The following is a 22,691-nucleotide window of genomic DNA, read 5'->3' on the forward strand; positions in this document are numbered from 1 at the left end:
TCATGATTCCGATTTACATTAGAATCGGTGAGTGTACTGGCCACCAAACAACACGGCGCTTGCCTCTGTGGTGGCGTTTAATGTTAGGCCACCGTTGGATACACCACCGTTGATTTCATCTTCAACGCTCACCTCTTTACCCACCAGGTAGGTAATACCAAAATCGAGGCTTTGGTCTTGGTTAAAGTGATAGCTGGCACCGGCAGAGAACCACTGACGGTCTGAGTCTGGCACCGATACCGAGGTCAGGTCATTTTGAACGCCCTCATCGTACATGTAGCCGACACGGGCTTCCCAGTGCTTATTGATGTAGTAAGTAGCACCGATAGAATAGTGGAAGGTGTCTTTCCACTGGTAATCTTTGACATTGGTGCCGTCGGTGGTGACCAATGCATCAAAGTCGCTCCAACTGATGTATTGGACGCTGTAGTGAACAGCAAACTTTGTATCCTCAATGCGGTGATAGCCCGAAAACTCAGCCCTTGAAGGCAGCGGCATGATCAGATCGCCAACACTTCCATTACCCATATACGATACCGTACCGCTGGCTTCAATTTCGGGGCTGTGATGATAGCTCAAACCCAGACGGTTGTTTTCGTCTATTTCATAAACAGCACCCAGGTTAAAACCAACACCCCAAGCCGATGCATCCACATCCAATAGGTTTACCGTTGTGGTTCCATCACCTATCCAATTATTCATTTCAGATTGGCGCTTTAATTCACCCTCGCCGTAAATAAAGTCGATGCCGGCACCCAGGGTCCACTGGTCATTAATACGGTATGAGCCTGCCACTAACATGTTCATCGAAGTGACGTTGGTGGTACCGCCGAAGGCATCTGCACCCGGTAGTGGCAGCTGCGAGGTTCCCGCACCCCACTTGTCATCAAATTCGTTGCTGGTGCCGTAGTTGGAGTAAGCGCCAAAACCAATGGAAAACTGATCATTAATTGGGTGCGCTATAAAAATATTCGGCACCACAGACGTCCCGGTATTTTGCGCGTCGGCAATAGGTACTGGACCACCTGAGAGAGGTGAATAATACTCAACATCTTTGACGTCGATTTCTGAGTTGATAATGTTGGTACCCAGGGTAATCTCGGTGCGATCAAACAGCGACAGCGAGGCGGCATTGCGCGACATCGACGAGGCGTTATCGGCGATAACCGCATCACCGGCGAAGGCACGGCCTAGGCCTGTTGCCGATTGCGCGTTTAACTGAAAACCCGCGGCGTTTGCCTGCACAGAAATAAGAGCTGCCGAGCTCACAGTGGCGGCGAGTAGTGATGTGTGAAAAAGACGGGAGTTATTCATAATATCCTTGAAGGGTTGATCATGCTGGGCGCTGCGGTTAAGCAATGGTTCGGTGATGCTGATATTCGCGGCAAGGGTATAAAACACTAATACGAGCATCTTTGATCTAAACGAAAACTCTGACACTGTGGACGGATGGTAATATGTCGCTGACAACAGCAAAGCCGCTCTCTTTTTAAGCCGCCATGGTCAATCAATCAGCGTTTAATTGACTCGGCCTATCTGCCTTTTACGCAATTCATCGCAAGCAATAGTCACGGGCTCATCACTGTACAACCATCTTAAAATGCATTTATTGTGATTATTGGCTATTCACTTGAATAGCCTGATAGTACCGTGTTTATATAGTTATTCTTGCAATAAAAAATATAAAATCAAGGATGTAAAAAGTGATTAAAACAACATGCAACACGTGTGGTGGCATTGCCAAGAAAAGTAATATGGCCGGCCTGGGCTGTGATATCAATCAGCATCAACGCTGCACAAACCTGAACTGTCCGACAGAAAACCCTCGCGCCCCCAAAGATGGCAAACCCTACAAGTACGCTCTGGCAGTATAAACGCAGCTGACATGCCTGCCTCTGGCGACAAACTGAGCTCGTGACTTTTATCACGGACATCGAGCCTTTACAGTCAGTCTTTTGGCTCAATAATTCTTATCGGCTCGCTGCGCGAACAACAAACAACCGCCGCAGCAGGGCTCTCTTCTCGTCCTTCAAAAATGACACTTTTGCTGGCAGTTTTGACCATTGCGCGTCGACTACTGCCGTGAAAGACTGATCGACAAGTATGGCCACAGGCGCTTATTTGCTCCGCATTTAGACCAACAATAACAAAGCCTGATCATCAGCAAGGAATTATTATGGATTTGCCAGAACCCGTCGACATTACCACCCTACCGGAAACCCCACTGGAATCGAGCCACCTCAATCACCACGACTTCCCCTGGGTCGATCAGGGCTGGGGCATCGAATTCAAGATTCTTCGGGTCTGTAACGAGACCGGCGGCTGGATTATTATGAACCGCTTCCCCCCTGGCACCCAGCTACCCAAGCACCGCCATAGCGGCGCCGTTACCGCCCTAACACTGCAGGGTAAGTGGGGCTATTTAGAGAGCAACTTTACCGCCGTTGCCGGTTCGGTGATTCGCGAACCAGCCAACAGTGCCCACACCCTAAAAGTGGCCGACGATGCTGGCGAGCCAACCATCGTGTTCTTCACCATCGATGGCAGCCTCACTCACTTTACCGACGACGGAACTATCTGGGGCATCTCCGATGGCCAGACTCAACTCGCCGAGTATCTGCGCCTGGCCGAGGAACAGGGCACACCGGTCGATGCAAGCAAACTGCTGGCTTAGGGAGTAAACGATGACAACGACCGAATTAGACGTCGAACAGATCGATATTTATAACCCTGATAACTATATTGATGGCGTACCACACGCGCAGTTTCAAACCCTGCGCCAGCAATCGCCAGTACACTGGCATGACCACCCCGATGGCGGCGGTTTTTGGGTGGTCAGTCGCCACGCCGATGTGATGGCGGTGTCGCGTGATCACCAGACTTTCTCGGCGCAGGAGGGCTTTGTCCTCATTGATGACTTGCCCGAGGAGGTTCTGCCCATGGTACAGGGGCAGTTGCTGGGGATGGACCCGCCAAATCATGGGCCGATTCGTCGCGCCGTGATATCCCGCTTCACCTCAAAAATGCTGGCCGAACTCGAGCCCAAGGTACGAGAGATTACCCGCGGTATTTTACAGGCAGCGCATAACAAGAAAGACTGTAACTTCGTCTACGACGTCGCTGGCGAACTGCCTACCGCCGTCATCGGCTCGATGCTGGATGTGCCAGAGAACATGTGGCATCAGATGCGCGAGTGGTCTGATATGCAAACCTCGGCCAGCGACCCCGATATCGGTGGCACACCGGAGCAGGTCACCCAGGCCTCGATCGAGATGGGCACCTACGGCTTTGAACTGGCCTGCCAGCGTAAGGATCAACCCGGTGAAGATTTGATCTCACTGTTGATCAACGTCGAAGTCGACGGCCGCAAAATCGACGAGGCCGAATTTGCCGGCCTCTTTGTACAACTGGCAGTAGCCGGCAACGAGACCACTCGGGCGCTGATCAGCACTGGCATGTACCAGCTGATCAAACACCCTGAGCTGTATCAACAACTGGAAGCCGACCCATCGAAGCTGAAGCCGGCCATCGAGGAGATGCTGCGCTGGAGTTGCCCGCTGCATCACTTTCGTCGCACTGCCACCACCAACTGCGAGATCGGCGGCCAGCAAATCGCCAAGGGCGACAAGGTGGTCATGTTGTATAGCTCGGCTAATTTTGATGAGCAGGTATTCGATCGGCCCGAGCAATTCGATATCGGCCGCGACAGCAACCCGCACATGGCTTTCGGCCACGGTATCCACCTCTGTCTCGGTGCCAACCTGGCGCGGATGGAAACGCGAATTTTCTTCGAGGAGTTCTTCACCCACTTCAAGGGTATCGAACTCACCGGCGAGGCCAAGCGTATTCGCTCCAACCTGGTCAACGGCTTCAAAGAGATGCCGGTAAGATTGATTCCTCGCTAACTCATTCAGCATGACCAAAACCAAAAAAGCCCGCGCTGAGCACGGGCTTTTTTTTCGCCGAAATTAAATATCTAAGATAAAAACACCGCTGTCTATCGACACCGTTAAGCCAACTAAGTCATGGTGTAAAGCGTATTCCATCAGTGTCGCATCCTGACTATGCGCCAGGCAACGCTGGTGCTTAGCGTTCTCGGCTATGACCAGCAAACGCTCCGCCCCCTGTTTGTTGTACAACACGGTAAAGGCCTGAACAACCGCCTCACCGCTGTAACCATTGGCCATCTCTTTCAACGGTGAATCGGCCACCACATCCGCGGTGACATCGGCCATCACAAAGGCCCGCGGTGTCTTACTGAAGACGCTAAAGGCCTGTTTGGTATTCAAGCCGGATACATTGCTGACCATGCCGAAATTTTTATTCTGCTGTTGCATTACCTCTAACATTCTCACCGTTGACTGCAGCACAAAGTTATTCAGCGGCCCACCGGCAAACGGCATCCCACCGGTGACAGTAAGATCGCGGCGATGCAGCATATTAAGCTCTTCGGCAAAACTTAATACCGCAATGGGGAAACAACTGTACAGTTCGACTAAATCGACCTCGTCGACACTGATATTAGCCAAGGCCAGTGCCTTGTTACCTGCATGAAAGGCGCCGTAGCAACGGGATAAATCTGCCCGCTGACTGACCGCCTGCATCAGATTACTCTCGGTGGAACAGGCCGGGTAAATCCAATGTTCTTCGGCAATGCCCAAGGCCCGCGCTTTTTTAATCGAGCAGAAAATCAACGCCGATGCCTGATCGACATTCCAGCTGCTGTTATGCAGTTTGGTATAGGGGAATGCCAGCATTGGGTTCTTCGCCGACGGATTACGAATAAACTCCGCCTCGACGATGTTTTGGCTCCACGCCTGTGCGTTACCCTGAGCTGTTTCACTCATCTGCTGGTAAAGCTGCGCCACATTATCGCGGTGCTGATCGACATCGACACCCTGACGATGACGCCAGGCAGAATCTAATAGCGCATAGTAGCCGACCGGCATGCCCAGACCAGCATTTGATTCAGCCTCCAGCCACAACTCCTGATCCGGCTCGATGACCGTGTCGGCGACCTCTAACGACTCACTATCGCCTATCTCAACACCCTGAATCGTCGCCTGCAGATTGCGGTACTTGGCCTCACCGCCGGCAACAATGGCGATGTCGATTTCACCATTTTGAATGCGCTGACTGGCGCGATTAAACAGGCCCTGCTGCAACACGCCAATCTTGGCAAAAACAGTACTGGCCCGGCTGCTGCCAATCGCCTCTTTAATCAGCCCGGCTGGGTTTTGATACGCCCACAGGCCCTGGGGCACAGAGATTTCATCACACTCCGTAAGCAACGCGGGGCAATCAAGCTTGGCCGCCGCCGCACGACAGCAATCCGCCATCAGCTGACTGGCATTCTTGGCCAGCCTGGGGTCGTCGATTTTTTGCTTAATCGCCGCGGCACTGACGATAATAGGGTTGTTGTCAGCAATAGAATTGGCCATAGTGTTCTCTTATTATGGGTTATATAGCGATTATAACGCGACTGACAACCCGAGTCTTATCGCCGGCTGTTGATATTGATGACTAAAATGTTAATCAAATATCTCATTTCTAACACACCGACTGGAGACATCTTGGGTTGTAGCGCTAACAACCTAATTCGATGCTGCTTTGCCATAGCCAATACAGTAGAGTTGCGGTAATTTGTTAACCACACAACAGGAGATAACCGGCTAATGAAAATACTATTGTTTATTGGTCTCATTGTGGCCTTTATTGCCACGGTAAAAATGAGTGATTCTGCCATCGAAAAATATGGCAAAAACAAGGGGGTCAGCCTCTACCGCATCAAATATATCACCAAGACAATCAATATTTGTCTGATCCTCTTTTTCCTCCTGATTGGCGGCAATATTTCTGGTTTGGAATATTCACAGGTGTCGATATTCCTGTCATCCGTATTTGCCGTCATCGGTGTGGCACTGTTTGCCCAGTGGTCTATTTTGAGCAATATAACGGCGAGTTTGATTATTTTCTTCGGCTTTCCCTATCGGGTCGGCGACAACATCAAGGTTATCGACAAGGACGATGACATCTCTGGCGTGATCGAGGAAATCACTCTGTTCCATGTGTTGATCAAACGCGGCAACGAACTAATCACCTACCCCAATACCGTGATTTTACAAAAAGGTGTGATCAAAAACCCGGCAATAGTCGCAGCAACAGACACCAAGACAGTGGCCGCAGACGATACTCCCCAGTGAGCGAATTGCTAAACTGGGGAGCGTTAAATCACATCGTGATTTAGAGGAAGATTTTCGGTGAGTACAGGCCATGAAAGCCCTGTGGTAGATGATGACTTAATTTTATCACCGCGATTTCGTCGCCAAAGTTTTCACTATCCAGCAATACAATTTCGGTTTTATTGGTGTTGCCGTTATAGACGTAAACCATAACGTAAAATTCGTCTTCTGATTTTGCATCCGGTTTGGCCACCATTAAGGGCTCACCGTTAAACCGGTAATCTCCAAAGTCGTGAATGTCTACCTTGCCGGTTAATCGGTCGATTTTTTGCACCGCTGAGAAATACGTACCCGAACTGGTATCGGGGTAGGCGGCGGATATCGCATAGCGATTTTCTGCCGTGCCTAAACGCCAGTCCCACTGCGGGAACTCCCCCTCGATGGCATCGTCAATTCTCTCCTTGGTGACCGATGCTTTACGCAGGTTAATGACGAAACGCGTATATAAACCGGCACCTTCCTGCGCCTTGACCTCGGGGTCAAAAATATTAAAAGGCGCCTTGGGCACGGTAGGCGTCGGATACGCGCCGGGCTTGGTTTCCATCATATCGAAGTGAATTTCACCATTTTTCTCATAGGCGTTACCAAAGTGCAATGCGGCAATCGGATCAATTTCTATTTTATCGACGAGTTGCAGGGTATGAATATTGATAATAATAATTTTGCTGGTTTTATTAGTATCAAACATCATGGCATCGGACATGGATCCATTCTTCAAGATAAGACCCAACATATTGTCAGGCATGGCGACAGAAGACTGGATAAAAATGGCGTAGTTTTCCGTCAGGGCAAAATCATGTAACAAGGGCATAAAGTCGAGGGCGAATTTCGCTCTCGCCACGAGTTGACCACCAGGGGATATCTTATAAAAATCAAAGCCGGGTTTAAGCCCTTTCAGGCTTGCTTCAAAAGACATACCGAAATTATAAAAACAGCCTGTTTTTGGGTTTATCTTACCGTGGGCGCTGAACATGTTTTGCTTGCCCAGCGCATTATCATAGGTGAACTCACCCTCTTCGGTATCGAGTGTTGAAGGGTCTAACGCATAGGGGCGAGCGCCCTCATTCATCGCCAGAAACTTGCCACCGTGTAATATCAGAGACGTATTGGCCGGGTTTGCCGGTGGCGAAAAACGTTTAAAGAAATTGCCTTCAGGTGCACCGCCAAAGCCACGGTAGATATACTTGTTGGCCGCCGTCTCATCGATAAATTTGGTGGTGCGAACAAACTTATTGGCAAAATGTGCCTTACCGTCGATAAACGTTGTTCTTGCCACCATGCCATCACAGTCGAACCAATTACGCACGCCGGCGCCATTGAGTGTTAGACGCCCTGGGCCATTACGAAAAAACGTACCGGTAAAATCAGCCGGTATTGTACCTTCGATATCCTCAACCCAATATTCATACTCAGTTTCTTGGTTCTCGAAGTTACCTTTCTTTGTCGGTAATTGAGTATTTTGATCGATAGATTCAGGAGCATTCATGGGGTAACCCTATAGCGATGATGGTTAAATAGGCTGCCAGCTTTTTATTATGCAGAATGTGCAGCGCTACCAAGTGCGGAATATATCAACTTTTATACCATGTATTGCACACATAAAAAACAGTAGGGAATGTTTTTTATGTGTGCAAATTGGTTTCACCGATATCTATCGGCCTCATACATTTCTAAGCTGCTGCTTTTCATCAACAAGATAGAGTCAGCCCGTACTATATCGCGGTTATATTACCGAATGTAGAGGTTATTATTCATATTACTGGACAGCGTTTTTCATCGGTTTCTTACGAATATAAAGCGTCTTGTACGCCTTGGCCACCAGGGTGCCATCCTCGGCCAATACCTCAACCTCAAACTCCGGCAGATACTTCTCGTTGCTCTGAGTATGCTCACGGATGTCCTGTAACTGCGCCTCAGTGACTTCAAAGTGCGCGGTTACGGTGCCGCGACCAGGGCTGATAAACTTAATCGTCGCCGCCTTATCCCAAACTATATACTCGCTGCCTAATTGGTTCATCACCAACAGCATGTGGAAGGGGTCGACCATCGAATAGAGGCTGCCACCAAAATGAACACCGACATAGTTCTTGTTATACCAGCGCAGCGGCATCTGCACGGTGGCACTGGAAAAATCATCGGCCAGGTGACGAATCTTCACCCCGGCGCCACGATAGGGTCCATACCAGTTCATCATATGGCGAAGAAAACGCGGCTGATTTAACCAGCCAATAATTTTATTTTTCATAACTCTACATCCAAAAATAGCTGGCAGACATCGCAGCCGTCACACCGGGTAAACGCCAGTATAAAGCATCGATGTAATACATGACAACATGGGCGTTTATCGACGACAGTGGATAACAATCGCATCGCCACAGCCGGTACTGTCGAGCATTGACACTAAAATTTGCCGATAAAAAAAGGCTCAATAGCATAGCCATTGAACCTTTTTTGTTTGCTGAGCCAAGCCACTGCAAGTTACTTCACGACTTGTACCGTTGGTAGAATACGGAAGCCGTCGACTCGGACCAGATCACTCGGCTGATAATGACGAATGCCTAAGTTAAAGACACCCGAATCATTCTCTGTGACAATATTATTCGGTGCTTTTTCACCGCAACCAAAGCTAACCGTATAACTGCCATCGGCATTTTTCACCGCGGTATTTGAGCTAACATTAGCGGCATCGTTAAACATGAAGCCGGATTTGTTGTAAACAGTAATCGACCAAAACGCCTTGTTTTTAGGGTCTTTAAATGACGCTTGATGACAGCTGTTCGCTGGATAGTTGCCGGAGACCTCGTATATATTATCGACCATCTGCGCCCCACCCCAACCAATCGCCGCTCCAACTTGATACTTCTCCTCACTGAAAAACTGTGCAGAGTCATCGTCCGGCGCGGTAAACATGCCATTGAGAGCATTCACACCGTCACGCTTAAAAATAGCCGGCATCTGCGCCTTCAAATCAGCCTCCACTGTTTTAAAAGACTGCTGATTAACCGGCTCTGCCTGAAACAGCTGGTCACTGTTAGCGCTGATCGACATCTGATCTTGCAACTTCGCCGCCTCAGCCTCGGTAAAAGTGGCATCGAGGCGAATAACTAAATAGACATGCTTACCGCTATGACTGGTTAGCTCAAACGTGCCGGCGCCATAGGACATTGGCTGGATGCGGTGATCTTCAGTCACCGGCTGCACAGAGATATATTTACCGGTTGGCACCTCTGGCATTGTCACCGTAGCGCCTTTAGATACATCAACCACAGCAAACGAGTAATAGGTATCGCGATTCATTCGTACGACCGGCTGCTGGTCTGTTGGTGTCAATTGCCGCTTGTGAAGAAAGTGATTAACACCGACGGCATCTTGGTTTTTCAACATTTGATGCGAGGTCTCAACGGTCGGGTAAGTCGCCGCGGTAACCGCTTGCCCATCCGCTATAAAAAAGTTTCCTAAGGTGCTCACCGGCTCCGCCAATAAACCACCGCTGGCGATTGCGGTAATAGTGCCTAATAAAACTTTTGCGCTGTTCGATAGCATTATGCTTCTCCTTGATTCAACTCGGTAATCACTTCATTGCAGCCAGTATACGGCTTAATCGTATGCGTACCAGTGATTTAAAACTATAAAGCTTATCCACTTGGCGCATAGGTAAACCCCCTTTTATTATCCGTTAGCCATATATTTGAGCCACAAAAAAAGCGAGGCTGAATAATCAACCTCGCCCTAATGCCACCGCCTGGACATTATCTGCCCTTATGGTGACGATTTTGACTCTGTACCGAACGATGGTATTTCGCCGTCGCCTTATCACCGGCGCGACGTTCGGCCAGGCTGGCTCCGTTAAGCGCCTGCTCGCGCATCAACTTTTGATAATGGTGTAACCGACGCGGTGCCAAATCACCGCTTGTTATCGCCTGCTGTACGGCGCAACCGGGCTCTTGCTCGTGGCTGCAATCGACAAAGCGACAGCGCTGCGCAAGCTCACTGACATCGCCGAAGGTGGCGTCGACACCGTCGCCGCAATCCGCCAGTTGTAGCTCGCGCATACCCGGTGTATCGATTAACAAACCGCCGCCGAGCAGGTATTGCAGGGCGCGGTGGGTGGTGGTGTGTCGACCCTTGCTATCATCCTCACGAATCGCGCCGGTCTCCATGTTGTGATGGCCAGACAGGGTGTTGATCAGCGTCGACTTACCGACGCCGGACGAGCCCAAAAAGGCCACGGTCTGCCCCTGTTTACACCAGTGTGATAACACCGCAACACTGTCGGCATCGAGGCTGTTGACCGTCTCTACCATCAGGCCGGGGTCCAGTTGTCGCAACTGCCGCTGGAACTGCTCGGGCTCATCGCAGGTATCGGCCTTGGTCAGCACCACCACCGGTGAGACCTCGGCGGCATTGACCAGCGACAGGTAACGCTCGATGCGACTGAGATTAAAGTCTTGGTTCAGCGAGCTGACGATAAAGACGGTATCGATATTCGCCGCAATCAACTGTCGCTCGACCTTGCTACCGGCCGCCTTGCGACTAAACAGACTGAGTCGGTCTAGGCAGCGAATAAGGCGCTGTTGCTGATCGAGTAACAACCAGTCACCGACAGCCATCGCCGGCAGCGACTCATGGGCGGTTAAATCGACCCGCCCCTGCTCGGTCCACAAGCGATAGCCGGAACGGTGGTGTTCAGTGACACGGGCAATATGAGTAGATTGCAACTCTGCGAAGCTGATTTGCTGTTGATAAAACGGGCGCCAGCCCATCTCAGATAAAGATTTTGATTGGTACATTGTAAAAAACCCCAGGCACACAAAAACGCCAAAAATTTAAATAGTCTATTTAAAAATATGCAGGGGGGCTGTTATCGGCCCCGGAAAAAACCGGGCGAGAAACTAAGTCGAACCTAGTTGGCTATCGTCGCCCGAAGAGTCTTTATTACAATCATCAACATTCTCCGTTAGAAAGTGTGGTGATAATTTTACACCGTCATCACCACAGTGCTATGGGGGAAAACCGAGGGGAGAGTATAATCAGGCGCTAATAGTCCCTCACCATCATCAGCCGATGTTGGTCATTTCGTTGAGCGTGAAAACATCGACCATACCCTCTGTGGCCTGCATATAATCGGCCAGATGCTGGTTGGCCATATGGGTCTGCCACAGCGGCCGTGACGCCCAGTTTTCATAAAACACAAAATGCCGAGGGTCGTCATTATCCTGGTGCAAATCATAATTAACACAGCCCGGCTCTGCGCGGGTGATCGCGATTAATTTAATCAGCTCTGCTTTGACCTGCTCAACATGTTCGGCCTTGGCGGTAATGTTGGCAACAATGGTTAAATGACTCATGGGTTTATCCTCTATTTTCAACGATGACGTCGCTTATTAAGTGCTGGGTTTATGACGGTTCGAAACCGGTTAATACGATCTTGCCGATCGACTGACCCGATTCGAGTAATCGATGCGCTTCACGCAGATTCTCAGCATTAATGGTGCCGAGATTCTTACCGATGGTGGTCTTGATAAAGCCGCTGTCGATCAAGTCGGCAATACTGTCCAGCAGCTTGCCCTGCTGGTCGATATCGACGGCATTAAACATCGAGCGGGCATACATGAACTCAAAGTGCAGCGACAGGCTCTTGCGTTTCAACTTCATCGCATCCAGCGAGGCCGGGTCATCGATCAGTGCGATCTTGCCAAACGGCGGTAACAAATCGATATAGCTGTCGAAATAGCTCTCGGTGCTATTGAGACTGGCGACATGGGTCACCTGTAAACCCAGCGCCTCAATTTGCGGCTGCAATGGCTGGCTGTGATCGATAACATGATGGGCACCAAGCTGCTCCACCCACTGCTGCGAGCTGGGTCGTGAGGCGGTGGCGATAATCGTCGCGCCGGTAATCACCCGGGCCAATTGCAACAGTATTGAACCGACACCGCCGGCGGCGCCGACCACTAAGATCACCTCATCACTGCGACGGCCATCCTCCGGCGACTGCTGCTCAATCGCCAGGTGGTCGAACAACAATTCCCAGGCGGTGATAGCGGTAAGCGGTAAGGCCGCAGCCTCGGCCTCAGACAAACTCTTGGGCTTGGCGCCGACGATGCGTTGATCGACCAGTTGATATTCTGCATTGCTGCCCTGACGATCTAATTCACCGGCATAAAACACCTTGTCGCCGGGCTTGAACTGCGTCGCCAATTCTCCACAGGCCACCACCTCACCGACAGCATCCCAGCCCAATACACGGGGCTGACCATGCTCTAACGGCGCGTTTAAACGGATCTTATAATCCACCGGATTCACCGCCACGGCACTGACCTTAACCAGTAAGTCATTGCCCTTGGCTATCGGCTGGTCGAGTTCAATATCACGAAGGGCGACGGGGTCGCTGATCGGTAGTGCTTTAGTAAATGCTATGGCCTTCATGGCGCTGTTCCTGTGTTGGCGTTGATGAGGTAAATATTAGTACTGGAATAGTCATTTATAAACAGGGTAATATTTGAAAGATTCTCTAATTATAATTGATAATATGCTACTAGCCGATCTCGACGTCATTGTTAAAATCGCTGAATGCCGCAGCATTACTGCAGCGGCCACCCTGCTCGACATGCGGGTCGCCACCGCCAGCGCCGCCTTGAAACGGGTTGAAAAGTCGCTGGGGGCTGAGTTATTTGTTCGTACGACTCGTCGATTGCGTCTGTCTGCCGCCGGTGAACGCTATTTACCCCAGTGCCAGCTGGCCTTGGAGACCTTGGCACAGGCGCGACAAAACATGCAGCAGGAGCTCGATATCATCGAGGGCGAACTACGCTTGGCGCTGCCGTCTGACCTGGGCCGAAATATTATCAGCCCCTGGCTCGATGAACTGCTGGCCACCCACCCCAAACTCAGCCTGAGAACCAACCTCAGCGACAGCCATATCGACTTCTACCGGGATGCGGTCGATGTCGCGCTGCGCTACGGCTCCCCCAAGGACAGCAGCCTTTATGGCTTTAAGATTTGCACCGTACCCGGTGTCCTGTGTGCCAGCCCCGACTACTTAAGCCGCTGCGGCACACCGACACAGCCACAGGATTTACTCAGCCATAACGGGCTGTTTTATCAACTCTATGACATGACCCACGATGTCTGGCAGTTCAGCCACGACGGCCGCAGCCAAAAAATCAAAATGAGCGGCAACAGGGCCTCCAACGATGGCGACCAGGTCAGGCGGTGGTGCATCGATGGCCAGGGTGTGGCGATTAAATCCTGCCTCGATATGTCGACCGATCTACTGAACAAAAAAGTGGTCAATGTGATGCCAGACTATCGCCCCAAAGCGAGCGAGCTGTGGCTGATCTGCCCCAGTCGACAATCGATTACGCCGGCGGTCAGACTGTTGCGCGACACCCTGCAACAGCACTGTGCCGCGCTGCTAAAAGCACTGGCCAGCGAGGGAATTTTGTCGCAGGAACAGATCCGTTAGCCTCTTTCTAACGTATTACCTGTAGTGACACGCTTTGATTACGCAGTGCCCCCCCTTACCTGAGGCACTGACAAGCGTCACCAAACCGTATAAACTATACGATCGTATAATAAAATAATTATGAAACATACATGACAGCAAAACAGTGGATGATATACGGCGCCAGCGGCTATACCGGCGGCCTCTTAGCGGATTATGCCGTTGCCCGCGGCGACCGCCCGGTGTTGGCCGGTCGCAACCGGCAGAAGGTTGCCGCCATTGCCGACAAACTGGGCTGTGATTACCGTATTTTCGATCTCGATAACAGCGCCGACAGCATCGCCGCCCTCAGCGATATACACAGCGTCGTCCACTGCGCTGGGCCGTTCTCCGCCACCAGCGAGGCCATGGTTGACGCCTGCCTTGCCAGCCACACTCACTATATTGATATCACCGGTGAAATCCCCGTCTTCGAACGCATCAACCAACGTCACAATGAAGCATTAGCCGCCGGTATTACACTGTTACCCGGCTGCGGCTTTGACGTCGTCCCCACCGACTGTCTGGCGGCTATGCTGAAAGAACAGCTGCCAGATGCCAGTCATTTAGTACTGGCCTTTAGCGGTACCGGTGGCACCAGTCCCGGCACCTTAAAAACCATGGTCGAGATGTTAGCCGACGGCGGTAAGATTCGTCGTGATGGAGAGATTGTTACTGTTGCCGCCGCCAGCCGCCAGCGCTTGATTACCTTTACCAACCGCCAACAGCGATGGTGTATGAGTATTCCCTGGGGCGACATTTCCACTGCCTACAGCTCGACAGGTATCGCCAATATTCTGGTTCTAACCCATACGCCTTGGCTTTCGGCTTTTACTCTGCGCTGTCTCAGCCCGCTGCTGTTTGTTTTGGCCAATGAAAAAATTCAGCGTTTTTTAAAAAATAAAATCACCGAGAATGTTCAAGGCCCGGATCAGCAAAGCCGTGAAAGCGGCAGCATCCAGCTGTGGGGGCAGGTCAAAAACGCCAGTGGCGACAGCCGTGAACTGTGGCTCGATGTGGCCGAGGGCTACCGCTTTACCGTGATGTCCTGCTATCAGGCCGTACACCGCCTACTCGACGGTGGTGTCGACTGCGGCAGCCGAACCCCCTCACAGGCCTTTGGCGCCGACTATGTGTTAACCATCGATCAATCGTTGCTCACACCCAGCTAGCGCACCCACCCCAACCTTATTCAACACCGGCGATGACAGCTTCGGTTTGACAGCGACCGCAATAAATTAGTATCGTAACGCAAGTTACTTACTATTGATTTGCCTAGACAGACGAGAACGCTATGCCGGTAAGCTATAAAAATAAGGTCGCCAATACCCTCGAGCCCAGCCATCACCCCTATCTCAACGGTGCCTGGACGCCCAACTTCACCGAGTACACCGCCACCGAAATGGAGGTCATCGGCGAGATTCCCACGGATATCGACGGCGTTTATGTGCGTAATACCGAGAACCCGGTACAGCAGCCAATAGGCAATTATCATCCCTTCGATGGCGATGGCATGATTCACTCGATGTCGTTTCGCGATGGCAAGGCTGAATACCGCAACCGCTTTGTTCGCACCAAGGGCTTTAATGCCGAACAGGAGGCTGGCGAAGCACTGTGGGCCGGCATTGCCAACAACCCCGAACTATCAAAGCGCCCCGGTTGCGGTGCACAGGGGTCGATCAAAGATGCCTCTTCAACCGATGTGGTGATTCATGCCGGCAAGATACTGTCAACGTTTTGGCAGTGCGGCGATGGCTATCAACTCGATCCCTATACACTGGAACAACAGGGAACCGTCGGTTGGGCACCCATCGACGGTATTTCGGCGCACCCAAAGGTGGATGAAAACACCGGCGAGATGTTATTTTTTAATTATTCGAAATATCCGCCCTACCAGCACTACGGCGTTATCGACCGCAATAATAAGCTGGTGCACTACACCCCGGTGCCGCTGCCTGGGCCGCGCTTACCCCACGATATGGCATTTTCTGAAAACTATTCAATTCTGGTTGATTTACCCTTGTTTTGGGACCCAGAGTTATTGAAGCAGGGGCGCCATCACGCCAAATACTACCCCGATACACCGACCCGCTTTGGCGTTATTCCGCGTTTTGGCGAGGCCAAGGATGTGCGTTGGTTTGAGGCCGATCCTACCTATGTACTGCACTGGATGAACGCCTACGAAGAGGGTGACGAATTAATCCTCGAGGGCTATTTCCAAGATCAACCTGACCCCGAGCCAATCGAGGGGCTGCCCCGCGCCGTCGGTAAGATGATGGCAAATATCTCCATCAGCTGCTTCCAATCCAAGCTGCATCGCTGGCGTTTCAACCTGGTCACCGGTGAGGTGATCGAACAGCGTCTCGACGACAGACCGCTGGAGTTTGGTACCTTTAATCAGAGCTATGCCGGTCGCAAATCTCGCTATGTGTATAGCGTTTGGGGCGAGCCCAACTGGTTTTTATTTTCCGGCATGGTCAAACACGATACCGACACCGGCGAATCCTGGAGCCTGCCCTTTGGCGAGCAGCGCTATGGCAGCGAGGCCCCCTTTGCGCCGAGAGTCGACGCCAAGGACGAGGATGATGGTTATCTGGTGAGTTTTATCACCGACATGAAGGAGAACCGCTCTGAATGTATTCTGGTCGATGCCAAAGACATCGAAGCCGGCCCGGTCTGCCGCATCATCCTGCCCCACCGCATCTGCAGTGGTACCCATGCTACCTGGGCCAGCGGTGACAGTATTCGACGCTATCAAGACGGAGAGGTTTAACACCATGCCTAAGGCGATGATTGTCGATGCCGTGCGGATTCCCCGTGCCGTCTCGTCATCCGATGGCGCTTATGCGCATCTCAGCCCTGTCGATCTGTTAGCTCCACTGTATCAAGCGCTGGAGCAACGTAACGGTTTCGACAGCGCCGAGGTAGAGGATGTGTTACTCGGCTGCGCCACCCAAACCGGTGCCCAGGGCGCCAACCTCGGTAAAATTTCCTCACTTTATGCTGGCTGGTCGAACAGCGTTTCTGGTACCACGGTTAACCGTTTTTGCTGCTCCGGCCTCGATGCCATCAATTTGGCGGCCAGTAAGATTATCGCTGGCATGGAATCGTTGGTGGTCGCCGGTGGTGTCGAACAACTGAGCCGCGTACCGATGTTTGCCGATAAAGGCGCCTGGTACAGTGAACCAAAGGTAATGCGAGCCACCCGTTTTATTCATATGGGTGTGGCCGCCGATGTGATTGCCAGTCAACAGAATTATAGCCGTGAGCAGCTCGATCAGCTGTCACTGCAGTCGCAGCAGCGGGCTGAACATGCTCGCCAGCAGGGTTACTTTTCGCCATCGGTCATCCCTGTGCTCGATAGTCATGGCCGAGCTATTATCACCGACGATAATGCCATACGACCAAAGACCACAGTCGAATCGTTAGGATCTCTGCCAGCCAGCTTCAGTGATTTTATCGAACCATCAAAGGCGCTGGTGAAAGATGTATACCCGTATGCGCCGCTGCAGGCACTGCACAGTGCCGGCAATTCACCGGCCTTGGTCGATGGTGCCTCACTGGTGTTATTGGCCAGCGAGCAACGCTGCCAGCAATTGGGTTTAACCCCCCGCGCCAGTGTTCGGCATTTCGCCAACGCCAGTGATGAGCCGGTAAAAATGCTGACCGGCCACCTGCGTGCCACCGAGAAATTACTGCGAGCCTGTGAACTCGGCGCCGACGACATTGACCTTTGGGAGGTCAATGAGTCCTTTGCCGCCAGCGTGCTCAACTATCAACAACACTTTGCCATCGACGGACAAAAACTCAATGTAAACGGCAGCGCTATTGCACTCGGTCATCCCCTCGGCGCCACTGGCGGCAACCTATTAGCCACACTGTTAGACGAGTTGGAGCGACGCGACCTCAAGCGCGGCGTGATTGCCATCTGTGGCGGTGCCGGTGTCGGCGTCGCCACCTTGATCGAGCGTCTATAGATTGCAACACCTACCGCAACCGCCATCATTCGCCATTCCTTATTGCCATTTACGTCGGTGTCGACAACTAGATTAATCGAGCGTATATAAACACTAACCTACCGTAGCAGGGGTCTGGCCCCTGACACTTATTCAGAGCAGGCAAGCCCATGGCTTCAGAACCAATCTATCTACTCGGCGGCCACCAGAGTGACTTCTGTCGTAATGTTTATCGTGATGGCGGCACCATCGCCGACCTTTTTATCGATACCGTCCGCGACGGCTTAACGTCGACACAGTTGAATGCCGGCGACATCGACGTCGGCCATGTCGGTAATTTTGTCTCGGCACTGTTTACCGGCCAGGGTCATCTCGGTGGTTTCTTTGGCCATGTCGACCCCGCCATGGCGAATATGCCGGCCTCCAGCCATGAAGCCGCCTGCGCCTCGGGCTCGATGGCAATGATGGCTGCCATGGCCAACTTGGAATCTGGCCGCTATGGCATCGCCTGTGTATTAGGTGTCGAGGTAATGCGTAACATCGATGGTGCCCAGGCCGCCGACAATTTAAGACCGGCAGCCTGGCGCGACAAAGAATGGCAGGATACACCCTATGTCTGGCCCTGCGCCTTCGATGGCATGATCGAGCTATACCAGCAGCGCCACGGTTTAAACAAGCAACATCTAAACGCCATCTCGCAGCAGAATTTTGCCAATGCCAAGCTAAACCCCAACGCCCAAAGTCGTCAATGGCAGTTCAACGACCACAGTTTTACCGACAACGACCAGCATAACCCGAGGATTATCGGTAATATTCGGCGTCAGGACTGCGGCCAAATTACCGACGGGGCAGCAGTGGTATTTTTAGCCACCGAAAGTCGCGCCCGCGATTATGCCAAGGCCCGCGGCATCAGCCTGGACAGCATTCCGAAAATCAAGGGTTGGGGGCATATCAATGCGCCGATGCTGTTCAGTGAAAAACTCAAGGCCAGTCAACCCGGCGGCTTGTTACTGCCTCATGTACAGCAGCTGTTTCAACAAACACTGGCCCGGGCCAAATTGGCCAACCTCGATAGCATCGACGGCCTGGAAGTACACGATTGCTTCAACATTACCCAGTATATGGTGATCGATCACACCGGCTTATATCCCCCCGGTGAGGCGTGGAAGGCGATTGAAAATGGCGACACCATTGCCGGCGGACAACTACCGATTAATATGAGCGGCGGATTGATTGGCGCCGGCCATCCGGTAGGCGCCACCGGTATCAGAATGGCCTTGGACTGCTATAAACAGGTCACCGACAGCGCTGGCGGTTATCAGATTGACGGCGCCCGCAACATGATGACGTTTAACCTTGGCGGTAGTACCACCACCTGCGCCAGCCTGATTATCGGCCGTTAAGTGTCGGCGGTGCTACTGCGGTGAGACAAAGCTAATACTTTTGATGTTGGGTTTTTCACCGCAGTGGCCACAGTGCACGGCGACTTTTAGCGGCTGTCCACAGGGCTGATGGATTAACTCCGCCCCCTGTTCCTCCTCGGGCAGCCAGTCGATTACCCACTGGCGTAAAGACATGACGATCGGATAAAGCGACCTTCCCTTTGTCGTTAACAGATACTCGCTGCGCGGCGGGTTTAGTTGATAATCACTGCGCTCAAACACCTCGACGTCAACCAGTAAATTCAGCCGAGCGGTGAGGATGTTAGAGGCGATATTCAGCGTCTTGGCAAAGCTGTCATAACGCTTGGCGCCGAAGAAGGCGGCGATTAATAACAGCAGCGTCCAACGATCACCAATCAAATCACTGATATGTACTAACGATAAGTCTTGCTCGCCACCGCCACTGCTGGCACGCACCCGACGCTGCTGCCCCACCGACTGCATATCACCTAACTGGTCAACCATGTTGTCGCCGGCCGGCAATCGTACATCCTCAATACTAAAGCCCTGCTGACAATACTGACAGACCACCAAGGGTGCCAGGTCATGGCCGCAATCTCGGTGCAGTAGTTGCTGCGGCAGTGGTGCTGGCGACGAACCATCGCTGGCTGTGCCCCATTCACTCTCCCACTGCCATGCCAGCAGCGACGAGGCAAACATGCCCTGCCCCTTGGCCGTCAGCTTATATTCGTAACGATTACCGGCCTTGTTATAGGCTCGCTTAACCATTACGTCCTCGCTGATCAGCGCCTCCAATCGACGCGACAGTGTTGCCTTGCTGATGCCAATATACCGCCGAAAGTCTTCAAACCGGCAGCGGCCGACAAAGGCATCGCGCAGAATAAGCAGCGTCCAGCGATCGCCGATCACATCCAAGCCGCGAGCCATTGGCGTATTAACAATGCGTTGTGTATATTGCTGCATAACCGTCACTAATAGAGTCCTGCGACCAGTATAAGCACTCTGAGAATAAGAAACAGCCCCGGTCGATAACATCCAGTTAAAAACCTGACGGCAACAGGGTTATAGCCCGGCGACAACCGTAATATAAGGGGTTATGTTCACCCCTCGGTCATGGTAAATTTTAGCCAATAACATTTCACAACACCTTTGACTCCGGCGGCCCTATGAGCAAACTGCAGAACAACCACCCTCAAGACATCGATTACGATGGTCTCAACTGGGATCACCCTGCGCCGTTTATTTATAAGCTCACTGCCACCGCCGCCGATATCGACAGTTACAATCATGTCAATAATTCAGTCTATATTCGCTGGCTGGATGAATGCGCCCGAGCCAATTCAAAGGCCACCGGCGTCGACGCCGATGCCGCCGACGACTTTGGCTTTGGCATGGCGGTTCGTGACAGCCATGTCAGTTACCTGCTGGCCAGCTATTGTGACGATGACTTATTAGTCGGCACGTGGATCAGTAAAAACGATGGACGCCTGCGCATCCGCCGGCAATTCCAAATTATCCGCCCCGCCGATGGTGCCACTATTTTACGCGCCTCCCTAGACTATGTTTGCTTTAATTTAAAAACAGGCAAGGCCTGCAAAATGCCGGCCTTATTCCGCGATTTTTACCCCGTCGCCAACGCCTTTCAACCACCCCAGTCTGATGAGCTATCGCCCTAAGCACATGCGAATATTACGGTTAACACAATGATGAACATTGCTATTATCACCTGTGAAGGTTTTAACGAACTCGATTCCTTTATCGCCCTGGGTATTCTCAATCGGATGAAGAGTGCCGGCTGGCAGGTACAAATTACCTGCCCGACAGCCACCGTCACCTCGATGAACGGCGTCACCATCGAGGCACAACAGCCACTCGAATTCGCTAACAGTGCCGATGTGGTGTTGTTCGGCAGCGGTATTTACACCCGCGATATCGTCGTCGATAGCAGCATCCTCGACCGTCTCAAGCTTGACCCATCCAAACAGCTTATCGGTGCCCAATGCTCCGGCACCCTATTAATGGCCAAACTCGGCCTGCTCAATAACACCCCGGCCTGTACCGACCTCACCACCAAGCCCTGGGTGATCGACGCCGGCGTCGAGGTGTTAAACCAAGCCTTTGTCGCCAACGGCAACATTGCCACCGCAGGCGGCTGCATGGCATCACAATACCTCGCCACCTGGGTCATCGCTAAACTGGCGGGCACCAGCGCCGCCGAACAAGCGATTCACTATGTGGCACCGGTGGGAGAAAAAGACACCACCGTCGGTCGCAGCCTGGCAGTTATTAAAAGCTATATTTAATCAACTCAGTTGGTGTTCTCTCCGCCAGCCAATTAATCATAACTAGGCTAGTCTGCTGGGTAAGCTATTTTCATCATTCAGCCTTCGAGGGTTCCATGGAAGAAATCACCATTAAAGGATTTGTCTCCTTTACCATTGCTATTATATTGCTGTTTGTCGGCAAACACGCCACCCAGCGTTTCGCCACATTGCGCAAATACAGTATTCCCGAGCCAGTCATCGGCGGTTTCTTATGCGCCTCCGTGGTGGCTGTGTTGTATTATATTTTCGATAAACAGGTGACCTTCAATTTAGAAGTACGCGATATTTTGCTGCTTTATTTCTTCGCCGGCATAGGCCTCAACGCCGATTTTAAAACCTTAATTTCCGGCGGCAAACCGCTGCTTATTCTCACCCTGATGGCCGTGGTGTATATCGTATTGCAAAACTTTGTCGGTATCGGTGTCGCCACCGCCTTCGGCATGGAGCCGCTGATGGGCATGATGTCGGGCTCTATTTCGTTAATCGGCGGCGTCGGTACCACCGTCGCCTGGGCACCTATCTTTGATGAGATGGGTATCAGTGGCGCCTCTGAAATCGGTATTGCCAGCAATACTATCGGCCTACTCGCCGCCTGTTTAATCGGTGGCCCAGTCGCCAACTATCTGATCAAACGCGACAACTTAGCCACCGGCAGTCACGAGGCACTCGACATCGGCATACAACATAATACCGAGGCGAAACTCGACTATTTTGGTGTGCTACACGCTTGGTTGATACTCAATGTCTGCATAATATTTGGTTACGGTCTGGATATGATTATCGCCGAAACCGGACTTAAATTACCGATGTTTGTCTCTTGTTTGATCGTCGGTATTATTATCGGCAATTTAAAAATATATGTGCTCAAACGCGAATTTAACGAAAACTCACAGCAGGGTTTAGGCATGATTTCAGACATCAGTCTGGGTATGTTTTTAACCATGGCGTTGATGGGTTTACAATTATGGCAACTGCAGAGCGCAATGGTCTTCCTCGCCTCGGTGATGACACTGCAGGCACTGTTATCAGTTATCTTTACCGTCTTCATCGTCTACCGCTTTATGGGCAGAGACTACGAGGCCGCCGTTATCAGCTCTGGCTTTGGCGGCATTACCCTGGGTTCAACCGCCACAGCCATCGTCAATATGACGGCGGTAACCCAACAGAATGGTGCCGCCCACCGCGCCTTCATCATCGTGCCACTGGTCTGCGGCTTCTTTATTGATTTAGCCAATGCCATGATTATTAATTATTTTGTCGGCGCTATCGGTTGAGTGGCT

The 22,691-nt window shown here is 51.8% G+C and carries 21 protein-coding genes; 12 read left to right on the forward strand and 9 right to left on the reverse strand.

The window, feature by feature from the left end:
- Window positions 1–18: 18 nt before the first annotated feature.
- Entirely contained in the window at window positions 19–1,413 is a 1,395-nt protein-coding gene (locus tag L9P87_RS05870; RefSeq protein ID WP_237443742.1) for an outer membrane protein transport protein, read from the reverse strand.
- 290 nt (window positions 1,414–1,703) lie between these two features.
- Between L9P87_RS05870 and L9P87_RS05875 the strand changes: the two genes are divergently transcribed.
- The 3 genes from L9P87_RS05875 to L9P87_RS05885 all read left to right on the forward strand — a co-directional run bounded on the left by L9P87_RS05875 (window position 1,704) and on the right by L9P87_RS05885 (window position 3,905).
- Window positions 1,704–1,874: a hypothetical protein gene (locus L9P87_RS05875; RefSeq protein WP_237443743.1), complete on the forward strand. Its 171-nt coding sequence runs from the start codon at window positions 1,704–1,706 to the stop codon at window positions 1,872–1,874.
- A gap of 302 nt (window positions 1,875–2,176) precedes the next feature.
- Entirely contained in the window at window positions 2,177–2,674 is a 498-nt protein-coding gene (locus L9P87_RS05880) for a 2,4'-dihydroxyacetophenone dioxygenase family protein (RefSeq protein WP_237443744.1), read from the forward strand.
- Window positions 2,675–2,684: 10 nt separating this feature from the next.
- Window positions 2,685–3,905, forward strand: a complete 1,221-nt coding sequence (locus L9P87_RS05885; RefSeq protein WP_237443745.1) for a cytochrome P450 — start codon at window positions 2,685–2,687, stop codon at window positions 3,903–3,905.
- A gap of 63 nt (window positions 3,906–3,968) precedes the next feature.
- Here the strand turns inward: L9P87_RS05885 and L9P87_RS05890 are convergent, their stop codons facing one another.
- Complete coding sequence (locus L9P87_RS05890) at window positions 3,969–5,441, reverse strand: thiolase C-terminal domain-containing protein (protein ID WP_237443746.1); 1,473 nt, start codon at window positions 5,439–5,441, stop codon at window positions 3,969–3,971.
- A gap of 234 nt (window positions 5,442–5,675) precedes the next feature.
- Between L9P87_RS05890 and L9P87_RS05895 the strand changes: the two genes are divergently transcribed.
- On the forward strand, window positions 5,676–6,203 hold the full coding sequence (locus tag L9P87_RS05895) for a mechanosensitive ion channel domain-containing protein (RefSeq protein WP_237443747.1): 528 nt from the start codon (window positions 5,676–5,678) through the stop codon (window positions 6,201–6,203).
- Window positions 6,204–6,243: 40 nt separating this feature from the next.
- Here L9P87_RS05895 and L9P87_RS05900 read toward each other — a convergent pair whose 3' ends face one another.
- The 6 genes from L9P87_RS05900 to L9P87_RS05925 form a co-directional block, all read right to left on the reverse strand.
- Window positions 6,244–7,728, reverse strand: a complete 1,485-nt coding sequence (locus L9P87_RS05900; protein ID WP_237443748.1) for a carotenoid oxygenase family protein — start codon at window positions 7,726–7,728, stop codon at window positions 6,244–6,246.
- 270 nt (window positions 7,729–7,998) lie between these two features.
- Window positions 7,999–8,487, reverse strand: coding sequence for a DUF4442 domain-containing protein (locus tag L9P87_RS05905; protein ID WP_237443749.1), 489 nt, complete (start codon window positions 8,485–8,487; stop codon window positions 7,999–8,001).
- A 233-nt stretch (window positions 8,488–8,720) separates the two neighbouring features.
- On the reverse strand, window positions 8,721–9,785 hold the full coding sequence (locus L9P87_RS05910) for a DUF1214 domain-containing protein (RefSeq protein WP_237443750.1): 1,065 nt from the start codon (window positions 9,783–9,785) through the stop codon (window positions 8,721–8,723).
- A 206-nt stretch (window positions 9,786–9,991) separates the two neighbouring features.
- Window positions 9,992–11,032 (reverse strand): ribosome small subunit-dependent GTPase A, encoded by a 1,041-nt coding sequence (gene rsgA, locus L9P87_RS05915; protein ID WP_237443751.1) that lies wholly within the window; start codon window positions 11,030–11,032, stop codon window positions 9,992–9,994.
- A 267-nt stretch (window positions 11,033–11,299) separates the two neighbouring features.
- A complete protein-coding gene (locus L9P87_RS05920; protein ID WP_237443752.1) occupies window positions 11,300–11,590 on the reverse strand; it encodes a putative quinol monooxygenase in 291 nt (96 codons plus the stop codon).
- A gap of 49 nt (window positions 11,591–11,639) precedes the next feature.
- Window positions 11,640–12,671: a zinc-binding alcohol dehydrogenase family protein gene (locus L9P87_RS05925; RefSeq protein ID WP_237443753.1), complete on the reverse strand. Its 1,032-nt coding sequence runs from the start codon at window positions 12,669–12,671 to the stop codon at window positions 11,640–11,642.
- 73 nt (window positions 12,672–12,744) lie between these two features.
- Between L9P87_RS05925 and L9P87_RS05940 the strand changes: the two genes are divergently transcribed.
- The 5 genes from L9P87_RS05940 (at window position 12,745) to L9P87_RS05960 (ending at window position 19,087) form a co-directional block, all read left to right on the forward strand.
- Complete coding sequence (locus L9P87_RS05940; RefSeq protein WP_290368483.1) at window positions 12,745–13,710, forward strand: LysR family transcriptional regulator; 966 nt, start codon at window positions 12,745–12,747, stop codon at window positions 13,708–13,710.
- A gap of 131 nt (window positions 13,711–13,841) precedes the next feature.
- Window positions 13,842–14,900, forward strand: a complete 1,059-nt coding sequence (locus tag L9P87_RS05945) for a saccharopine dehydrogenase family protein (protein WP_237443754.1) — start codon at window positions 13,842–13,844, stop codon at window positions 14,898–14,900.
- A 122-nt stretch (window positions 14,901–15,022) separates the two neighbouring features.
- The gene (locus L9P87_RS05950; RefSeq protein ID WP_237443755.1) at window positions 15,023–16,501 is read left to right on the forward strand and encodes a carotenoid oxygenase family protein; all 1,479 of its coding nucleotides are present in this window, start codon (window positions 15,023–15,025) and stop codon (window positions 16,499–16,501) included.
- Window positions 16,502–16,505: 4 nt separating this feature from the next.
- Window positions 16,506–17,705, forward strand: a complete 1,200-nt coding sequence (locus tag L9P87_RS05955; protein ID WP_237443756.1) for an acetyl-CoA C-acyltransferase — start codon at window positions 16,506–16,508, stop codon at window positions 17,703–17,705.
- A gap of 149 nt (window positions 17,706–17,854) precedes the next feature.
- Window positions 17,855–19,087: an acetyl-CoA acetyltransferase gene (locus tag L9P87_RS05960; protein WP_237443757.1), complete on the forward strand. Its 1,233-nt coding sequence runs from the start codon at window positions 17,855–17,857 to the stop codon at window positions 19,085–19,087.
- Between the two features lie 12 nt (window positions 19,088–19,099).
- On the opposite strand, the gene L9P87_RS05965 is transcribed toward L9P87_RS05960, so the two are convergent.
- A complete protein-coding gene (locus L9P87_RS05965; RefSeq protein ID WP_237443758.1) occupies window positions 19,100–20,050 on the reverse strand; it encodes a winged helix-turn-helix transcriptional regulator in 951 nt (316 codons plus the stop codon).
- Between the two features lie 203 nt (window positions 20,051–20,253).
- On the opposite strand from L9P87_RS05965, the gene L9P87_RS05970 reads away from it, so the two are divergent.
- The 3 genes from L9P87_RS05970 to gltS all read left to right on the forward strand — a co-directional run bounded on the left by L9P87_RS05970 (window position 20,254) and on the right by gltS (window position 22,685).
- Entirely contained in the window at window positions 20,254–20,763 is a 510-nt protein-coding gene (locus L9P87_RS05970) for an acyl-CoA thioesterase (RefSeq protein WP_237443759.1), read from the forward strand.
- A gap of 27 nt (window positions 20,764–20,790) precedes the next feature.
- On the forward strand, window positions 20,791–21,390 hold the full coding sequence (locus L9P87_RS05975; protein WP_237443760.1) for a DJ-1/PfpI family protein: 600 nt from the start codon (window positions 20,791–20,793) through the stop codon (window positions 21,388–21,390).
- 95 nt (window positions 21,391–21,485) lie between these two features.
- Window positions 21,486–22,685 carry a sodium/glutamate symporter gene (gltS, locus tag L9P87_RS05980; protein ID WP_237443761.1) on the forward strand — a complete coding sequence of 400 codons (1,200 nt, stop codon included), beginning with the start codon at window positions 21,486–21,488 and terminating at the stop codon, window positions 22,683–22,685.
- Window positions 22,686–22,691: the final 6 nt, after the last annotated feature.

Origin of the sequence: Sinobacterium norvegicum (assembly GCF_923077115.1) — a bacterium.
Classification (GTDB): domain Bacteria; phylum Pseudomonadota; class Gammaproteobacteria; order Pseudomonadales; family Sinobacteriaceae; genus Sinobacterium; species Sinobacterium norvegicum.